Raw genomic sequence first — 15943 nt, forward strand, 5'->3', positions numbered from 1 at the left:
GTAGGTGACTTTCTTCGAGCGGTCGGCGCCTGAGGGCGCGGAGGGCAAGAGGCACGATAACACGCAGATAACGGTGACGCAGTTCAGCGACCGTCCGGTACGTGCGCTTCCGGCGTCGGCTCGCGGACTTCGGGCTGCGCAGCTTCGCCCTCTTCAGGCGAGTCCTTCTTGCGTCGGCGCAGGTAGAGCCATTGCAGAATGCCGACCCCGACGAAACCGAGAACCGCGGTGGTGATGCCGAGTTGCCAGCCCGGTGGCCGCCAGGTGACCTCGAGTTCCGCGTCTTTCGTGCCAGGGGGAATGTCGACCGCGAGGAAGCTGTCGAGCACGGTCCCGTACTCGACGTCTTTCCCGTCGAGGGTCACGTGATAGCCCGGCCACGGGATCCGGGCGAACACGACCCGCCCGCCGTTCTCTGAGCTCACGCGGGCGCGGCTGGTGTGGTTGGACTCGTCTTCCGACGTCGCGGTGACCCCCGGCGAGGTGTAGGAGATCCGGCCGTTTTCGGTCGAGACCGGGCCGTCGATCCGCTCGAGCACGTAGATGTAGTTCTCGTGGCCCGGGTAGTCGACCCATTTCCAGCCGGGCGGTGGTGGGTCGTTGCGGGCATCGGGGTACATCGCCCGCTGCAGGACGACGCGGTCGACCTTCATGAGGTCCACCAGGGGCTTACCGGTCGATTGCTCGTTGGTGAAGGCCCAGCGACGGGCGTCGGGGCACACGCTGCCGTCCCAGCGCATGCACATGTAGTACGAGAACCAGTAGTGGCCGATCGGGGTGTACCCGTTGACGTACTCCAGATCGAGGTCGTTGGCGTAGAACCCCACGACCTCCGAGCCGTACACGCCGTCGAGGTTCTTCTCTTCCTTCGGCCAGCGCAGGCTGTCGGCCAATTGCAGCGTCGTACCGTCGAAGTCGGGGAAAGCGGCCTTCGCCTCGGAACGACGCTCGGGCAGGTTCCACGACATCGGGTGCGTGCCGACCGCGTTGACCATGTAATACGCGACCGGCGCCACGGAGACGACGAGCAGTGCGCACGCCATCGCAACGGTCTTCTTCGAGGCGACGAGCAGGACGACCGCACCCATGGCGGCCACGATCAGCGTTGCCTCGATATGGCTGTGGATCCGGCCGCTCGGAGCCGACGAGATCGAGCGACCCAGCAGGACAAGCAGTAGAACTGCCGCCGCCCCGCATCGCGCGCGCCAGCCGGCGAGAGTGCCGTGCCGGCTCAAGAGCACGCAGACCAGAATCAGCAGGCTCAGCGCAACCATCGGCAGGACGCGCGCGGGCCAGCGCAGCGGACCGATGACAGCGGGCCCGGCAGTCCAGAAGAGCGTTATGCCCGCGAAGATGGCGATGCCGCTCACCTCGCGCATCGATCGCGTGACTCTTTTCCAGTCGATGAACGCGAGGGCGGGAATGAGGAACCAGGCGATGTAGACGATCGGGAAGGGCTGAATCAGCCCGAACCACGACGTGAACGACGGTCGGGTGCTCGGCAGGCTGGCATTCAGGGTTTCCGACCACGGAATTGTCATGAAGCCGTCGTTCTTGAAGACGAACTCCGCGTCGCGCCACGTCACGTGCGACGAGAGGAAGCTCGGCAGGTAGGTCATCGCACCGACCAGGCCCGCGCATCCTGCAGCGAGCAGGATCTTCGCCGAGGGCAGCCACTTCCGCTGGTAGATGACCTCCCCAATGGCGACAGCGCCGATCATCAACGCGGACTCGGTGCCCGGCCAGACGTAACCCACGCTGATCGCGAAGTACAGGAAGACGAACAACGGAATCGGCCCGCTGCGACCGCGCGCGTAGCGGACCGCCGAAGCCCACGCATGCGTCAGCCACGCGGTTCCCGCCAGTGCGAGGACCCAGCTGGCCTGGTCGAGAAAGAGGATGAAACCGGAGAACGGCACCGCGACACCGGCGACGGCAGCCCACTGAGCGCGGGCGCCGTAGGTCGTGCAAATCCGGAATACGCCGAGCGCCAGAATGATCGAGTACACGAGCTTGACGACTGTCGCGAGCACGAGCAGGTTGTCGACCGACGGTGCGATGAAGCTGACCAGCAACTGCGGCGGATTGAGCAGGCTGCCCTGCCCCTCGACCGCGAGGTTGCCTGCCATCCACTCTTCGGGAACGACGCCGGGCATCTTGCCCTGCCGCAGCAGTTCGCCGATGTGAATCCACAGCGGCACGTACTGGGACTCGGTGTCGTCGGTATAGAAGTGCCGAACGTCAGCCAGGAGTACCGCTACATAACTGACGACGACACCCAAGGCCGTAGCCGCTGCCCACAACCGCACCGTTTTCCGGGAGTCGAGTGTTTCGCTGTCACCCACGAGTTTGTGACACTACAACCCCGGTGTCGCCCGACCGTGCAGGCGGACGCCGAAACGATACGTGGCGATGGCCGAAGTAGCTCGTGACAGCGACGATGCCGGTGACGACGAATTGCGACGGGATCGGTGGCAGGTCGAGTACGCCCACGGCAAGCGTCATCAACACGATGTTGAGCACGAATCCGCCGGAATTGACGCCGACGAACGCGACGAAGTCGCGCACGAGTCGCCCGCGCACACGAAAGACCAACGTCCTGTGCAGCACGAATGCGATGACAACGCTGATGGAGTAGGCCAGCGCAACTGCGAGTTGGTAGAGGTGGTCACCGAGCACGGTGATCCAGACGACGAAGAGCAGGAATCCGATGGCGGTGTTCACGCAACCGACGAGCGTGTAGGCGAGCGACTGACTCCGCGCGAGGCGCACCAGAATTCCGGGCACGGGCACGTTCGAGGCACCGCTGGCGCGGCTGTCGTCGACCGATTCGGGCTCGCTCACGAACCGTATTGTCTCAGGCCGCGTGGGACGCGACTCGACACCCGTCCGGCGCGCCGTGGCACGGCCTCCTGACCTTGGATTTCACGCGTAAGTTGCCGGACTGGCGTACGGTCGCGCAATGGAACTGATGCAGGTGGTTACCGGAAACGGCACTTGTAAGGTTCGGGTAGACGGGCCGGAAAGCCGGCACACGGTGGTGCTGCTGCCGGCAGTGCAGGAAGCGGCCGACGTCTACGACCAAGTCTGTGTGCGCCTGCACAATTCAGGTCTGCGGACGGTCGTGCCCGAATCGATCGAGGGGCTCGACGACACCGACATACTGACGATCCTCGACGAACTGAAACTGGGTTGGGCCAACCTGATGGGCAACCGCGAAGGTGCCGAGTTGGCCTGGCGGCTCGCAGCCAAGAGCTTCGGCCGGTTCGCAAGTCTCGTGGCGGTCGATCGGGGACATCCGGCGCTGGCGGACGCAGCCGGAAACGTCGCCGAGGCGGCATGCCCCGCCGTCGAGTTGCCGACCACCGTGATGGTCGGTGGCCCGAAGAATCGCAACTGGGCCGAGCTGAGCGGTCGGCACGTGTACGGCGAGTTTCGCGTCGTCGAGTTGGACGTGGACAACATCCCGGTGAAGGCAAGCCACGAACTCGCGACGGAGATCGTGTTGCGCACGAGTTCGTGGTGAGCGGCCGGCCGTCAGTGCTCCTTCTTCAGCGCGCCCAGTAGTGCATTTTCGACTACCTCCGGCAGTGCGGGATGGATCCAGTACTGCCCGCGGGCCATGGAACGGGCATCCAGCCCGAACTGCATGGCCTGAATCAGCGGCTGGATAATCGTCGGCGCCTGATAGCCGATGATGTGCGCGCCCAGGATCTTTCCGGTGCCACGTTCGAGCACGACCTTGCACAGGCCGGTGTCGTCCTCCATCGCCCATCCGTAGGCGACGTCCGCGTACTTGTGGATATTGACGACGACGTCGTAGCCGGCCTCGCGGGCAGCTTCTTCGGTGAGGCCGACATCGGCGATCTGCGGGTCGGTGAAGACCGCGGCGGGAACGAACTGGTGATCGGTGCGCGCCAACCCCACATCGGACTGCCACGCGTTGCGGAGCAGGTTGTCGCGCACGATTCGGGCCTCGTGGTTGGCGACGTGTTTGAGCTGATAGGGCGAGGAGATGTCGCCGAGCGCGAAGACGCCTTCCGCCGACGTGCGCTGATATTCGTCGACCTTGACGCGGCCGTCGTCGTGTAGCTCGATCCCACCCGCCGCGGCGTCGAGCCAGTCGCTGTTGGGCTGCCGACCGGTCGCGACAAGCATCGCGTCGCCCTCGATGCAGCTGCCGTCATCGAGCTCGACCGATACACCGGCGCCTGACTTTCGCATCGTCACGGCCGTACGCCCAAGTCGCACATCCCATTTCGCCTGGGCCAGCGTGGTGAAATGTGCCGAGATGTCGGCGTCGAGGTGCCGTAGGAGTCGCTCGCCGCGCGCGATGATCGTGACGTCGACCCCGAATGCCGAGAACACGTGCGCGAACTCCGCGGCGATGAACCCCGCGCCGAGGATGATCAGCCGCTCGGGGAGGTCGCGGATTCGCATGATGTCGTCGCTCGTGTAGAACGGTTCGCCGCAGTTGCGGATTTCGTCGGGAACGATCGGCCGGGAGCCGGCCGCGACGACGATCTGATCGGCGGTGATCACCGACCCGGTGCCGGTATCGAGCGTCCGCGGACCGACGAAGTGGGCGCGGCCGGTGAAGAGCGTGGCGCCTTCGGTCCGATTGCGCCGGAAGTCCTCGGCGTCGGTCGTGATTGCATCGATGCGACCGAACACCCGGTCGACGATGTCGGGCCACCGAATCTTGTCGACGTGTGCGTCGATGCCGTACTTGCTCGACCTTGCGATGGTGGTCGCCACGTCTGCCGCGTAGACGAACATTTTGGTCGGGATGCACCCGACGTTGATGCAGGTGCCGCCGAAGGTCGCCGCTTCGAGGATCGCGACCTTCTTGCCGGCGAACTGCCTGGTGAGGATCGTGTTTCCCGAACCGGTGCCGATTATCGCGAGGTCGAAATGCGCACGGGCGCTCACCGGGTTGCCGTATCGACGTGGGCCTGCAACCAGTCGAGCCACATGTCGACCTCGGCAAAGGCTTTGGCCAGGGGAGTCGGTGCAGACAGGAAAACGTCGTGCCGGGCATTTTCGATCGGCACGACCGTCGTGCGGTCACCGAGGCAACCGGCCCACCGCTGAATCTGCTTCACGTCCAGAACGGCGTCGGCGATGTCTATCTCCGGACCGGTCGTACGGGCGAAGTGGCTCAGCTTGGAACGCAGGATCAACGTCGGTACGCCCACGTCGAGGCCGCGTTGCAACGTGTACTGACCGCGCCGGATCGCCCGGAGCCAACCGAACTGCACCGGGAAGCCGCCGAGCGGTTTCCAGTCGAGGTCGTAATCCCACGCACCGCGTCCGCTGACGTGGATGCTGGCGCCGTAGCGGTCGTCGATCTTGCTCGGCACGACGAGTCCGGCGCGGACCCAGCCTGCGACGTTGATCAGAGTGTTGACGATCACGCTGCGCATGTAGGCCGGTCCTTGGAGGTCGAAGAAGGGGCTGTTGAGGATCAGCCCGGCAACGCCGTCGTCGAGGCCGAGCCGGCGGCGCCGGTCCAGCCACAACGCCGTCGTGAGTCCGCCGGTCGAATGCGCGACGACGAGCGTCGGAACACCGGGGGTCTCGTTGCGAATGATGCGCAGTGCCTCGTTGAGTTCCGCATCGTAGTAGGCGAGGTTGGAGACGTAGTGGGGACTCTGGCCGGGCAGCGTCGACCGTCCGCATTTACGCAGGTCCAGAGCATAAAAGGCGTGGCCCCGGGCGTCGAAATGCTCCGCGACGTGCTTCTGGAAGAAGTAGTCGGACCGGCCGTGGACATAGAGCACGGACGCTGTGGCCGGCGTCGTGCGTTCGCCCCGGTGCCGAATGAGCGTGGCCTCGATGGCGCCTTCGCCGTCAGGGTCGGTGCCCAGCGGGATCGTCAACCGCTCGTAGGCCGGGCCGAGCATGTCGGCCTGCCACTGTGCTGGACCGCCTACCGCTCGCGTCGATGAACCCGCGTTTTGCGTCACAATCACAATCTAATGGCTCGGCGAACCCTGATGCGAGGGGCACAATCGGGGTATACGGACTCGTGGGTAACCTAACCCTGCGCAGTCCCCACAGCGGATCCGCTGCCCATGGCTATAAAGACGAGGAAATCGAATCAGTGGCGAAAGCAGCAGCAATCGAGAAAACCGACGTCGTGCTCGTTGGAGCAGGCATCATGAGTGCCACCCTGGGTGCGCTGCTGCGTCAGCTGCAGCCCGATTGGTCGATATCGCTGTTCGAGCGTCTCGACGCGGCTGCGGCGGAAAGCACCGACCCGTGGAACAACGCGGGCACCGGTCACTCCGCGCTCTGCGAGCTGAACTACACACCGGAGAACGCCGACGGTTCGGTCGAGATCGCCAAGGCCGTGACCGTGAACGAGCAGTTCCAGGTGTCGCGTCAGTTCTGGGCACACGCGGTGGAAAACGGCGTCCTCACGGACCCGAAGGACTTCATCAACCCGATTCCGCACGTCAGCTTCGTGCACGGCCGGGACAACGTGAATTACCTGCGCAAGCGCTACGAGGCGCTCGTCGACCATCCGCTGTTCGCTGGTATGGAGTTCATCGACAGCCCGGACGAGTTCACCAAGCGGCTTCCCCTGATGGCGCAGGGTCGCGACTTCAGCGATCCTGTCGCGCTGAACTGGTCCGCGGGTGGCACCGACGTCGACTTCGGCGCGCTCACCAAGCAGTTCCTCAACTACATCGGTTCGTCGGGCGGCAACGTCTACTTCGGCCACGATGTTCGCGACATCTCCAAGCAATCCGACGGCACCTGGAACGTCAAGGTCCGCAACCGCAGGACGCTTCGCAAACGCGTGATCAACGCGCGCTTCGTCTTCGTCGGCGCGGGCGGCGGCGCGTTGCCGCTGCTGCAGAAGTCGGGCATCAAAGAGGCCAAGGGCTTCGGCGGGTTCCCCGTCAGCGGCCAATTCTTCCGCTGCACGAATCCCGCCCTGATCGAGGAGCACCGCGCGAAGGTGTACGGCAAGGCCGCGGTCGGAGCGCCGCCGATGTCGGTCCCGCACCTCGATACCCGCGTCATCGGCAACAAGCCGGGTCTGCTGTTCGGCCCGTACGCGGGCTGGTCGCCCAAGTTCCTCAAAGAGGGCAAGTACACAGACCTGCCGAAGTCCGTTCGCCCCAACAACCTGACCTCGCTCGTCGGTGTGGGCCTGACCGAGCTGGGCCTGACCAAGTACCTCATCAGCGAGCTGCTGCAATCGCGCGCCGGTCGCGTCGACACGTTGTCCGAGTTCGTTCCGGAAGCGATCTCGGAGGACTGGGAGCTCATCACCGCCGGCCAGCGCGTTCAGGTCATCCGGAAGAAGGGTATGGGCGGTGTGCTGGAGTTCGGCACCGCCGTCATCACCTCGGGTGACGGCAGCATCGCCGGGCTGCTCGGTGCGTCGCCCGGTGCATCGACCGCGGTGACCGCGATGCTCGATGTGCTGAAGAATTGCTTCCCACAGGACTACAAGGGCTGGGAGCCTCGGCTCAAGGAGATGGTCCCGTCGCTCGGCATCAAACTGTCAAGTGACACGGCGCTTTTCGACGAGGTCTGGCAGTGGACCTCGAAAGTCCTGCAGTTGGTCGAGCCGGTCGCTGACACACCGGCCCCGCCGACCGAGTTCGCGGACTCCGCTCAGGTGTGATAGTCAAGGCGCCATGATGGCAACGGCAACCCTCAAACGCTCGTGGGCTTCGGACCTGAGCACCGCCACGCTCTACGAGCTGCTCAAGTTGCGGGTCGAGGTGTTCGTCGTCGAGCAGTCGTCGGCGTATCCCGAGTTGGACGGCCGGGATCTGCTGACCGAAACGCGCCACTTCTGGCTCGAGGAGAACGGTCAGGTCATCGGCACCTGCCGCCTGGTCGAGGAGTACGACGAGGAGCGTAAGTCCTACCGGATCGGTCGGCTGTGCACCTCGCCGACCGCGCGTAACCGTGGCCACACGACGCGCCTGTTGCAGGCAGCGCTGGCCGAAACCGGTTCGTCGTCGTGCCGCATCAACGCGCAGGTGTACCTCGTCGACCTGTATGCCAAGCACGGATTCAAGCCCGAAGGCGCCGAGTACACCGAGGCGGGCACCACCTATGTGCCCATGCGCCGTGCGGGCGGGTACTGACCCGGTCGTAGAGTCATGGGCGACGTAATGCCCGTGGGGAAGCCTGTGTGAGTCAGGCGCGGTCCCGCCACTGTGACGATGCCTGACCGGCGTCGAAGCCAGATCGCCGCGGCTCGTCTGCCAAAGACATCGGTCCCGGCGTGGATACCGGGCAGCTGAAGGGACTCACTCATGCCTCGCGACGACGACATCGGCTTTCCGTTCACGGCGGTCGTCGGACAGGACCGACTGCGCTTGTCGCTGGCGCTCTGCGCTGTTCATCCCGGCATCGGCGGTGTGCTGGTCCGTGGCGAGAAGGGCACCGCGAAGTCGACGGTAGTTCGCGCGCTCGCGGCTCTGTTGCCACCGGTGACGACCGCCGCCGGAGCGCGGCGCGCACGGTTGGTCGAGTTGCCGGTCGGCGCAACCGAGGACCGCGTCATCGGTTCGCTCGACCTCGGAAAGGTCCTGCGCGACGGCGAGCAAGCGTTCGCACCGGGTCTTCTGGCCGCCGCCCATCACGGCGTTCTCTATGTCGACGAAGTCAATCTCCTGCACGACCACCTGGTCGACGTGCTCCTCGACGCTGCCGCCATGGGCCGGGTGTACATCGAGCGGGACGGCGTATCGCACACGCACCCAGCGCGGTTCGTGCTGGTCGGAACGATGAACCCGGAAGAGGGCGAGCTGCGTCCGCAGCTGCTGGACCGCTTCGGCCTTGCCGTCGACGTCACCGCCTCGCGGGACGTGGATGTGCGTATGGAGGTCGTCCGCCGGCGGCTCGATTTCGAGCGCGATCCCGCAGGGTTTGCCGAGCGCTACGAAGCGCAGGACCGTGCGGTCGCCGACCGGATCGTCGATGCCCGCGGTCGTCTGGACTCGGTGGTGCTCGACGACGTCGAATTGCGCAGGATCGCGGCGTTGTGTGCAGCGTTCGATGTCGACGGCATGCGTGCGGACCTCGTCGTAGCACGCACTGCGACCGCGCATGCGGCGTGGCGAGGTGCGGAGGCGGTGCAGGAGCAGGACGTGCGAATCGCCGCCGAGCTTGCGTTGCCACACCGGCGGCGCAGAGACCCGTTCGACGAGCCGGGCCTCGATCCCGGGCAACTCGACGAGGCGATGGAACAGGCAGCGACCGAAGCGCAGCGCCGGCCGGAGACCGAGGAGCCGAGCGGTCCGCCGCCCGAGCCGGATCCCGACGGGCCCGAAGGTGGACCAGGCGGCGGCGCGCCGACCAGCGGGCCGTCCAGGACCAACGGGACCGGACCGGTCGGCAGTACGAAGCTGCTCCAGGTTCCGGGCGTGGGTGAGGGTGCACCGGGACGGCGTTCGCGGGCACAGGGCAGGCATGGACGCGTCGTGCGACCGACCACCGAGACCGGAACCGGCCTACACCTGGTCGGTACGCTGTTCGCGGCTGCGGTGCACCAGCAGGTGCGCGGCCGGACGGCGGGTCGGATCCTGCTCGAGCCCGTCGACCTTCGCGGTGCACACCGCGAGGGGCGCGAGGGCAACCTGGTCGTATTCGTCGTCGACGCATCGGGCTCGATGGCGGCGCGAGACCGGCTCGCCGCAGTCACAGGTGCCGTCGTGTCGCTGTTGCGCGATGCGTATCAGCGCCGGGACAAGGTCTGCGTCATCACGCTTCGGGGTAGCGAAGCGACACTGGTCTTGCCGCCTACGTCGTCGGTGGACATCGCCGTGCGCCGCCTCGGTTCGCTACGTACCGGCGGCAAAACTCCACTCGCGCAAGGCTTTCTGAAGGCCAGAGAAGTTGTCCTGCGGGAGCGCGCACGGGACCCGCGGCGCCGTCCGCTCGTCGTGACGCTGACCGACGGCAAGGCAACGGGTGGCATCGAACCGGTCCGGCGGGCGAAGATCGCGGCCGGTCTGCTCGCCAGGGAAGGTGCCGCGTCAGTGGTCGTGGACTGCGAGCAGGGGATGGTTCGGCTCGGGTTGGCGGCCGACCTCGCCCGCGAGCTCGGCGGCACGTACCTGCGGTTGGCGGAACTGTCAGCCGACGCGGTCGCGGGCGTCGTGCGATCGGTGGCGTGACGTGCCGAAAGGAATTCCCGAAGCCGTCCCCGAGGACGGCCTGACCACGCGCCAGCGGCGAAACCTGCCGATTCTGGCCGTGCACACCGGGCCCGGAAAAGGGAAGTCGACCGCTGCGTTCGGCATGGCACTGCGGGCCTGGAACCAGGGCTTCGACGTCGGTGTCTTTCAGTTCGTGAAGAGCGCGAAGTGGAAGGTGGGGGAGGAAGCAGCCTTTCGCGCGCTTGGCCACCTGCACGACGAGACCGGCGCCGGCGGCGAGGTCGAGTGGCACAAGATGGGCGAAGGCTGGTCCTGGACCCGGAAGAAGGGGAGCGACGAAGACCATGCCGCCGCGGCCCAGGAGGGTTGGCGCGAGATCGCCCGGCGACTCGGCGAGCAGACCCATCGCTTCTACGTGCTCGACGAGTTCACCTACCCGCTCAAATGGGGCTGGATCGACGTCGCCGAGGTCGTATCGGTGCTGGGAGACCGGCCCGGCAATCAACACGTGGTGATCACGGGTCGCGACGCGCCGCAAGCACTCCTCGACGTCGCGGACCTCGTGACCGAGATGACGAAGGTCAAGCACCCGATGGACGCGGGCCGCAAGGGCCAGCGGGGTATCGAGTGGTGAACACCGTGCCGGCTGTGGTCATTGCCGCGCCCGCGTCCGGGAGCGGAAAAACCACTCTGGCAACAGGATTGATCGGTGCGCTGGCAGCAGCGGGTTCGCGCGTCGCGCCGTTCAAGGTCGGGCCCGACTACATCGACCCTGGTTATCACGGACTCGCGGCGGGCCGGCCCGGCCGCAACCTCGACCCGGTACTGGTCGGTGCCGACCGCGTGGTCCCGCTCTACAACCACGGCGCGCGTGGCTGCGATATCGCGGTCGTCGAAGGTGTGATGGGCCTGTTCGACGGCCGGATCGACAGCTCTGTGAGCGGACCGGCAGCAGAAGGTTCGACCGCCCATGTCGCGGCGTTGCTCGGCGCGCCGGTGATTCTGGTCGTCGATGCGCGCGGGCACAGTCAGAGTCTCGCGGCGACGCTGCACGGTTTTGCTACCTACGATTCGTCTGTACGGCTCGGCGGTGTGATCCTCAACCGGGTCGGCAGTGAGCGGCACGAAGAAGTCTTGCGCGACGCGGCCGCTCGGGTCGGTCTTCCGGTACTCGGGGCGCTACCGCGGATGGTCGAATTGGCAGTTCCATCAAGGCATCTGGGCTTGATACCGGCGGTCGAGCATGGTGCCGCAGCGCTGGACGCTGTCGATGCGATGACGAAACTCGTTGCCGCACATGTCGATCTGTCCGCAGTGGTGCGGATGGCGAACGCGTCGGCAGCCGGACCGGCATGGGATCCCGCGGAAGCGATCGGGACCGCGGCCACCGGTAGCCCGATCGTTGCGCTCGCCGGCGGACCCGCTTTCACGTTCGGGTATGCCGAGCATCGTGAACTGCTCGAAGCGGCCGGTGCGCAGGTTGTGGCGTTCGACCCGTTGCGGGACTCGTTGCCCCCTGAGACAGCGGGTGTTGTGCTGCCCGGCGGATTTCCGGAGGAGCATGCGCCCGCACTGTCGTCGAACGAGCCGCTGCTCGAAGAGATCCGGCGGCTCGCGGACCGTGGCGCTCCGATCCACGCCGAGTGTGCGGGTCTGCTGTATCTGGCCCGAAGCCTGGACGGCCACACCATGGCAGGTGTGGTCGCCGCGGATGCGTTCTTCGGGCCCACACTCACGCTCGGCTACCGCGACGCGGTCGCCGTGCGCGATTCGGTGCTGTGGGCCGCGGGGGAGCGCGTACGCGGGCACGAGTTCCATCGGACGAAGTTGCACCCGTGCGCGGTTGACGAGTCCTTGGACTCCCTGAAGGCGCACGGGTCGGCGTGGGGTTGGCGTGCCGGCTCCCGCTCGTCGCAGGAAGGGTTCGTCGGACGCGGTGTGCACGCGTCCTACCTGCATACGCACCCCGCAGGCAACCCGGGCGCCATCGCCAGGTTCGTCGCGGCGTGTGCCGGTGGCTGAGCTCGTTGTCGGCATCGGCGTCCAGCGTGGCGTTGCCGTCGACGCGGTGCTCGCGGCCGTCGCTGACGTTCTCGGAGCGAACGTCGTCACCTGCCTGGCCACGATCGACCGCCGCGCGACCGAACCCGGCGTCGTCGGCGCCGCGGCCGCTCTCGGCGTATCGGTCGTGTCGTTCAGTGCCGCTCGACTCGGTGCTGTCGAGGTCCCGAATCCGTCGAACCACACATTGGCGGCATTGGGCACCGCAAGCGTTGCGGAGGCGGCGGCAATCCTGGCGGGCGGCGAGCTCGTCATAGAGAAACGTGTGGTGCGGGGGATCGTCGTCGCAGCTGCCCGTAATGTTTCTGCCGTGTCGTCGGACCTTGAAACCAACTATCTCGTCGGCCTGAACCTCACCGGACGCCGGGTCGTCGTCATCGGTGGCGGCACCGTCGCGCAGCGGCGCCTCGGGCTGCTCATCTCCTCTGGGGCTGCCGTGCACGTCATCAGCCGGGCTGTCACGCCCGCTGTCGAGGGTATGGCGACAGCGGGCCAAATCACCGTCGACCTTCGGCCCTACGCCGTGGGCGATCTCGCGGGGGCCTGGTATGCGATCGCATGCACTGATGAGCCGGAGACGAACGCGGCGATCGTCGCCGAAGCCGAAGGACGTCGGATTTTCTGCGTGCGCGCCGATGTCGCCCGCCTCGGAACGGCTGTGACGCCTGCGACCGCACGATACGAGGGCCTCACCCTGGGCGTCCTGGCCGGTGGCGAGCATCGGCGGTCGGCGGCGGTGCGGACGGCCATTCTCGAGGCGCTGCAGTCCGGTGCAATCGTTCCCGAGTCCGATCCGGTGCTGCCGGGTGTAGCGCTCGTCGGCGGCGGACCGGGCGATCCCGACCTGATCACGGTTCGTGGCCGCAGACTGCTTGCGCGAGCCGACGTCGTGGTCGTCGACCGCCTTGCCCCGCCCGAACTGCTTGCCGAACTCGGTTCGCATGTCGACGTGATCGACGCCGCCAAGATCCCGTACGGGCGGGCCATGGCGCAAGAGGCGATCAACTCTGCGCTGATCGACGGTGCCAAGGCCGGGAAGTTCGTCGTCAGGCTCAAAGGCGGCGACCCCTACGTGTTCGGTAGGGGGTACGAGGAGGTCGAGGCGTGCGTCGCCGCGGGCGTTCCTGTGACCGTTGTGCCGGGAATCACCAGTGCAATCTCGGTGCCCTCGGCCGCGGGCATCCCCGTGACCCATCGCGGGGTGACGCACGAGTTCGTCGTCGTGAGCGGTCACGTCGCGCCCGACCACCCGGATTCACTCGTCGACTGGCCCGCGCTCGCGCGGCTGCGCGGCACGTTGGTGCTGCTCATGGCGGTCGAGCGGATCGAGAAGTTCGCGGATGCCCTGATCGCGGGCGGCCGGGACGCGAGCACCCCGGCGACGGTGATCCAAGAGGGCACGCTGCGTTCGCAGCGCGTCGTGCGCGCCGACCTGAAATCGATCGCGGAGCGCGTCCGGGCCGAGGACATCAGGCCTCCGGCCATTGTCGTGATCGGGGCCGTTGCGGCGTTTTCGGGTGTCTCTGGGTAACGTGATCGACCGTGACTGAGCACAGTGTCGTGACCTATCCCGTGACTACGCGGGCTTTCGGTCTCGCATTGATCGTGCTCAGCGGCTTGCAGTTGATGGTGGTTCTCGACGGCACGGTCGCCAACCTCGCGCTCGCCAGGCTCCAGGACGAACTCGGGCTCTCCGATGCCGGCCGTAACTGGGTGCTGACGTCCTACGCTCTGGCCTTCGGCGGATTGATGCTGCTCGGTGGCCGCCTCGGCGACGCGTTCGGCCGCAAGAAGATGTTCATCGGCGGTGTCGCGCTCTTCACCGTGTCGTCGCTGCTGTGCGGACTTGCGTTCAACGAGGGCACGCTGATCGCAGCGCGCGCTCTGCAGGGCACCGGTGCGGCCATCGCCTCGCCGACCGCCTTCGCATTGGTTGCGACGACGTTCGCGCCCGGACCGGTCCGCAATCAGGCGATCGCCGTGTTCGCTGCCATGACCGGAATCGGCTCGATAACGGGCCTGATCATCGGCGGCGCCCTGACCGAATATTCGTGGCGGTGGATCTTCCTGATCAACGTCCCGATCGGTATCGCAATCGTCGCCCTCGCCATCGTCGCGCTTCGCGAGACCGCGCACGAACGGCTCTCGCTCGACATCCAGGGTGCGGTCCTCGCGACACTCGGCTGTACCTCGATCGTGTTCGGCATCAGCGAAGGTCCCGAGTTGGGCTGGCGCAGCATCGCCGTCGTCGGTTCGCTGATTCTCGGGTTCGTCCTGTTGGCGCTCTTCCTGCTCGTCGAACGTAAGGCGGACAACCCACTGCTGCCGTTCAGCCTGTTCGAGAACCGGGACCGCGTAGCGACGTTCGTGGCGATCTTCTTCGCCAGCGCAGTGATCTTCTGTATGGCCGCGTATGTCGCGCTCTTCGTACAGGACATCCTCGGATACAGCCCGCTCAAGGCGGGTCTGGCGTTCATCCCGTTCGCAGTCGGGTTGGGTACGGCGGCCTTCGTGTCGTCCAAGCTGGCGGTGCACATTCAGCCGCGCTGGCTGGTCATCGCCGGCGCGATCATCATGGTCCCCGGCCTGATGTACGGCTCGACTCTCGACGGCACGGCGACCTACTTCGGCCAGCTGTTCATTCTCATCATCGGGATCGGTTTCGGTGTGGGACTCGCGGTCGTGCCGCTACCGCTGTGTGCGGTGGCCGGTGTCGGACCGAGCGAAATCGGTCCACTGACGGCCATCGCTCAGGTTGCGCAGACCCTCGGCGGACCGCTGGCGCTGGCTGTGATCGGAGCCGCGGCTACGTCGCGCACGCTGTCGCTCGGTGGCACGTCCGGCGCCGCGGCCGACATGAATCCGGTGCAGCTCGCCGCCCTCGGTGAGGGCTACACGTTCGCGCTGGTCGGTTGTGCGGGATGCGCCGTCATAGCCGGTGTCGTGGCGTTGTTCATTCGCTTCACGCCGGCTCAGGTCGCTCAAGCTCATGCGGCACAGGAAGCGCAGCAGCGCGGCGAAGCCGCTATTTCTTGACCGCTCCCGCTCCCGCAGCCGCGATCGTTGTGAGAATCGATGTGGCGGGGTCGGCGACGATGTTCTTGCGGCGCAGGAATCCATCGATCAGCTGCCAGACGAACTCGGTCGCTTGGTCGACGAACTCGGTGGTCCGGTCTTCGTCCGGCGTCCCGTCGCTCCCCAGCCACAGGTCTGCCGTGGAGACGAAGACACCCGCCACGGCACGCACGAGATAGTCGAGCCCGTTGGCGTCGACTGCAAGTCCGGCGAGCATGGGGCGCGCCCGCAGGGTGAGCTTCGCCGCCAAGTCCCGGGCCACGTCGAGCGGCAGACCGGATTCCCGCGAGTCGGCGCCGAACTGCGCTTGGGTCAGGAAGCGGAAGACGTTGGGATGTTCGCGAATCGTGCTCGCATAGGCGGCCACGAGTCGGCGGACCGCGGTTCGCGGCGGTTGCATCATGAGCGTGAAATCTGGCGCAGCGGTCTTCGCTGCGTCCTGCGTCATGCGATTAGCGATCTCGTTGTAGAGATCAGCCTTGTCCGCGACCAACCGGTACAGCCGCGGCTTGGCGATGCCGGCTTCGCGGGCGATGGCGTCCATGCTCGGCCGCGGGCCGCCGTCGTCGATCACGCGAATTGCGGCATCGACGATGTCGTCGCGCGTCAGTGGCACGCGCCGGGACCGTTCGGCAAGTCGTGGCATGCCCTCACGGTACTGCCGGTATAGC

Annotated in this window: 13 protein-coding genes and 1 pseudogene; 9 read left to right on the plus strand and 5 right to left on the minus strand. The window is 66.4% G+C overall.

What is annotated here, in order from left to right; translation table 11 throughout:
- Window positions 1–83: 83 nt before the first annotated feature.
- Both JGU72_RS09675 and JGU72_RS09680 read right to left on the minus strand, forming a co-directional pair.
- Window positions 84–2345, minus strand: coding sequence for a hypothetical protein (locus JGU72_RS09675; RefSeq protein ID WP_199683604.1), 2262 nt, complete (start codon window positions 2343–2345; stop codon window positions 84–86).
- The gene (locus tag JGU72_RS09680) at window positions 2338–2844 is read right to left on the minus strand and encodes a GtrA family protein (RefSeq protein WP_307828369.1); all 507 of its coding nucleotides are present in this window, start codon (window positions 2842–2844) and stop codon (window positions 2338–2340) included. Before JGU72_RS09680 ends, JGU72_RS09675 begins: the two co-directional genes overlap by 8 nt.
- Window positions 2845–2962: 118 nt before the next feature.
- Here JGU72_RS09680 and JGU72_RS09685 point away from each other — a divergent pair, with 118 nt between their 5' ends.
- The gene (locus JGU72_RS09685) at window positions 2963–3526 is read left to right on the plus strand and encodes an alpha/beta hydrolase (protein ID WP_199683606.1); all 564 of its coding nucleotides are present in this window, start codon (window positions 2963–2965) and stop codon (window positions 3524–3526) included.
- An 11-nt stretch (window positions 3527–3537) separates the two neighbouring features.
- Here the strand turns inward: JGU72_RS09685 and mtr are convergent, their stop codons facing one another.
- Window positions 3538–4932, minus strand: a complete 1395-nt coding sequence (mtr, locus tag JGU72_RS09690; protein ID WP_199683608.1) for a mycothione reductase — start codon at window positions 4930–4932, stop codon at window positions 3538–3540.
- Window positions 4929–5906 carry an alpha/beta hydrolase gene (locus tag JGU72_RS09695; protein WP_199684537.1) on the minus strand — a complete coding sequence of 326 codons (978 nt, stop codon included), beginning with the start codon at window positions 5904–5906 and terminating at the stop codon, window positions 4929–4931. Before JGU72_RS09695 ends, mtr begins: the two co-directional genes overlap by 4 nt.
- Window positions 5907–6106: 200 nt before the next feature.
- Between JGU72_RS09695 and mqo the strand changes: the two genes are divergently transcribed.
- From mqo to JGU72_RS09725, 8 genes and pseudogenes are all read left to right on the plus strand, one after another.
- On the plus strand, window positions 6107–7645 hold the full coding sequence (mqo, locus tag JGU72_RS09700; protein ID WP_374101098.1) for a malate dehydrogenase (quinone): 1539 nt from the start codon (window positions 6107–6109) through the stop codon (window positions 7643–7645).
- Between the two features lie 13 nt (window positions 7646–7658).
- Window positions 7659–8117 carry a GNAT family N-acetyltransferase gene (locus JGU72_RS09705; protein ID WP_199683612.1) on the plus strand — a complete coding sequence of 153 codons (459 nt, stop codon included), beginning with the start codon at window positions 7659–7661 and terminating at the stop codon, window positions 8115–8117.
- 171 nt (window positions 8118–8288) lie between these two features.
- Complete coding sequence (locus JGU72_RS09710; RefSeq protein ID WP_199683614.1) at window positions 8289–10154, plus strand: magnesium chelatase subunit D family protein; 1866 nt, start codon at window positions 8289–8291, stop codon at window positions 10152–10154.
- 1 nt (window position 10155) lies between these two features.
- A complete protein-coding gene (gene cobO, locus JGU72_RS30695; RefSeq protein WP_307828370.1) occupies window positions 10156–10770 on the plus strand; it encodes a cob(I)yrinic acid a,c-diamide adenosyltransferase in 615 nt (204 codons plus the stop codon).
- Window positions 10764–12158, plus strand: a complete 1395-nt coding sequence (locus tag JGU72_RS09715) for a cobyrinate a,c-diamide synthase (RefSeq protein ID WP_307828371.1) — start codon at window positions 10764–10766, stop codon at window positions 12156–12158. Before cobO ends, JGU72_RS09715 begins: the two co-directional genes overlap by 7 nt.
- A pseudogene (locus JGU72_RS30700) lies at window positions 12151–12480 on the plus strand (cobalamin biosynthesis protein); the annotation flags it as partial. The gene JGU72_RS09715 and the pseudogene JGU72_RS30700, both read left to right, overlap by 8 nt.
- A gap of 27 nt (window positions 12481–12507) precedes the next feature.
- Window positions 12508–13728 carry a uroporphyrinogen-III C-methyltransferase gene (cobA, locus tag JGU72_RS09720; RefSeq protein ID WP_374101110.1) on the plus strand — a complete coding sequence of 407 codons (1221 nt, stop codon included), beginning with the start codon at window positions 12508–12510 and terminating at the stop codon, window positions 13726–13728.
- An 11-nt stretch (window positions 13729–13739) separates the two neighbouring features.
- On the plus strand, window positions 13740–15233 hold the full coding sequence (locus JGU72_RS09725) for an MFS transporter (protein WP_307828372.1): 1494 nt from the start codon (window positions 13740–13742) through the stop codon (window positions 15231–15233).
- Here JGU72_RS09725 and JGU72_RS09730 read toward each other — a convergent pair.
- On the minus strand, window positions 15223–15918 hold the full coding sequence (locus tag JGU72_RS09730; protein WP_199683619.1) for a TetR/AcrR family transcriptional regulator: 696 nt from the start codon (window positions 15916–15918) through the stop codon (window positions 15223–15225). The genes JGU72_RS09725 and JGU72_RS09730 overlap by 11 nt on opposite strands.
- Between the last annotated feature and the right edge of the window lie 25 nt (window positions 15919–15943).

It is taken from the genome of Antrihabitans auranticaus (assembly GCF_016481275.1).
Lineage (GTDB): Bacteria > Actinomycetota > Actinomycetes > Mycobacteriales > Mycobacteriaceae > Antrihabitans.

What these genes read in the sequence shown, in the direction of transcription:
- JGU72_RS09695 (WP_199684537.1), bottom strand. Translation starts at nt 5,906, where the DNA reads ATGCTCGGCCCGGCCTACGAGCGGTTGACGATCCCGCTGGGCACCGAC.
- JGU72_RS09730 (WP_199683619.1), bottom strand. Translation starts at nt 15,918, where the DNA reads ATGCCACGACTTGCCGAACGGTCCCGGCGCGTGCCACTGACGCGCGAC.
- JGU72_RS09710 (WP_199683614.1), top strand. Translation starts at nt 8,289, where the DNA reads ATGCCTCGCGACGACGACATCGGCTTTCCGTTCACGGCGGTCGTCGGA.
- JGU72_RS09705 (WP_199683612.1), top strand. Translation starts at nt 7,659, where the DNA reads ATGATGGCAACGGCAACCCTCAAACGCTCGTGGGCTTCGGACCTGAGC.
- JGU72_RS09685 (WP_199683606.1), top strand. Translation starts at nt 2,963, where the DNA reads ATGGAACTGATGCAGGTGGTTACCGGAAACGGCACTTGTAAGGTTCGG.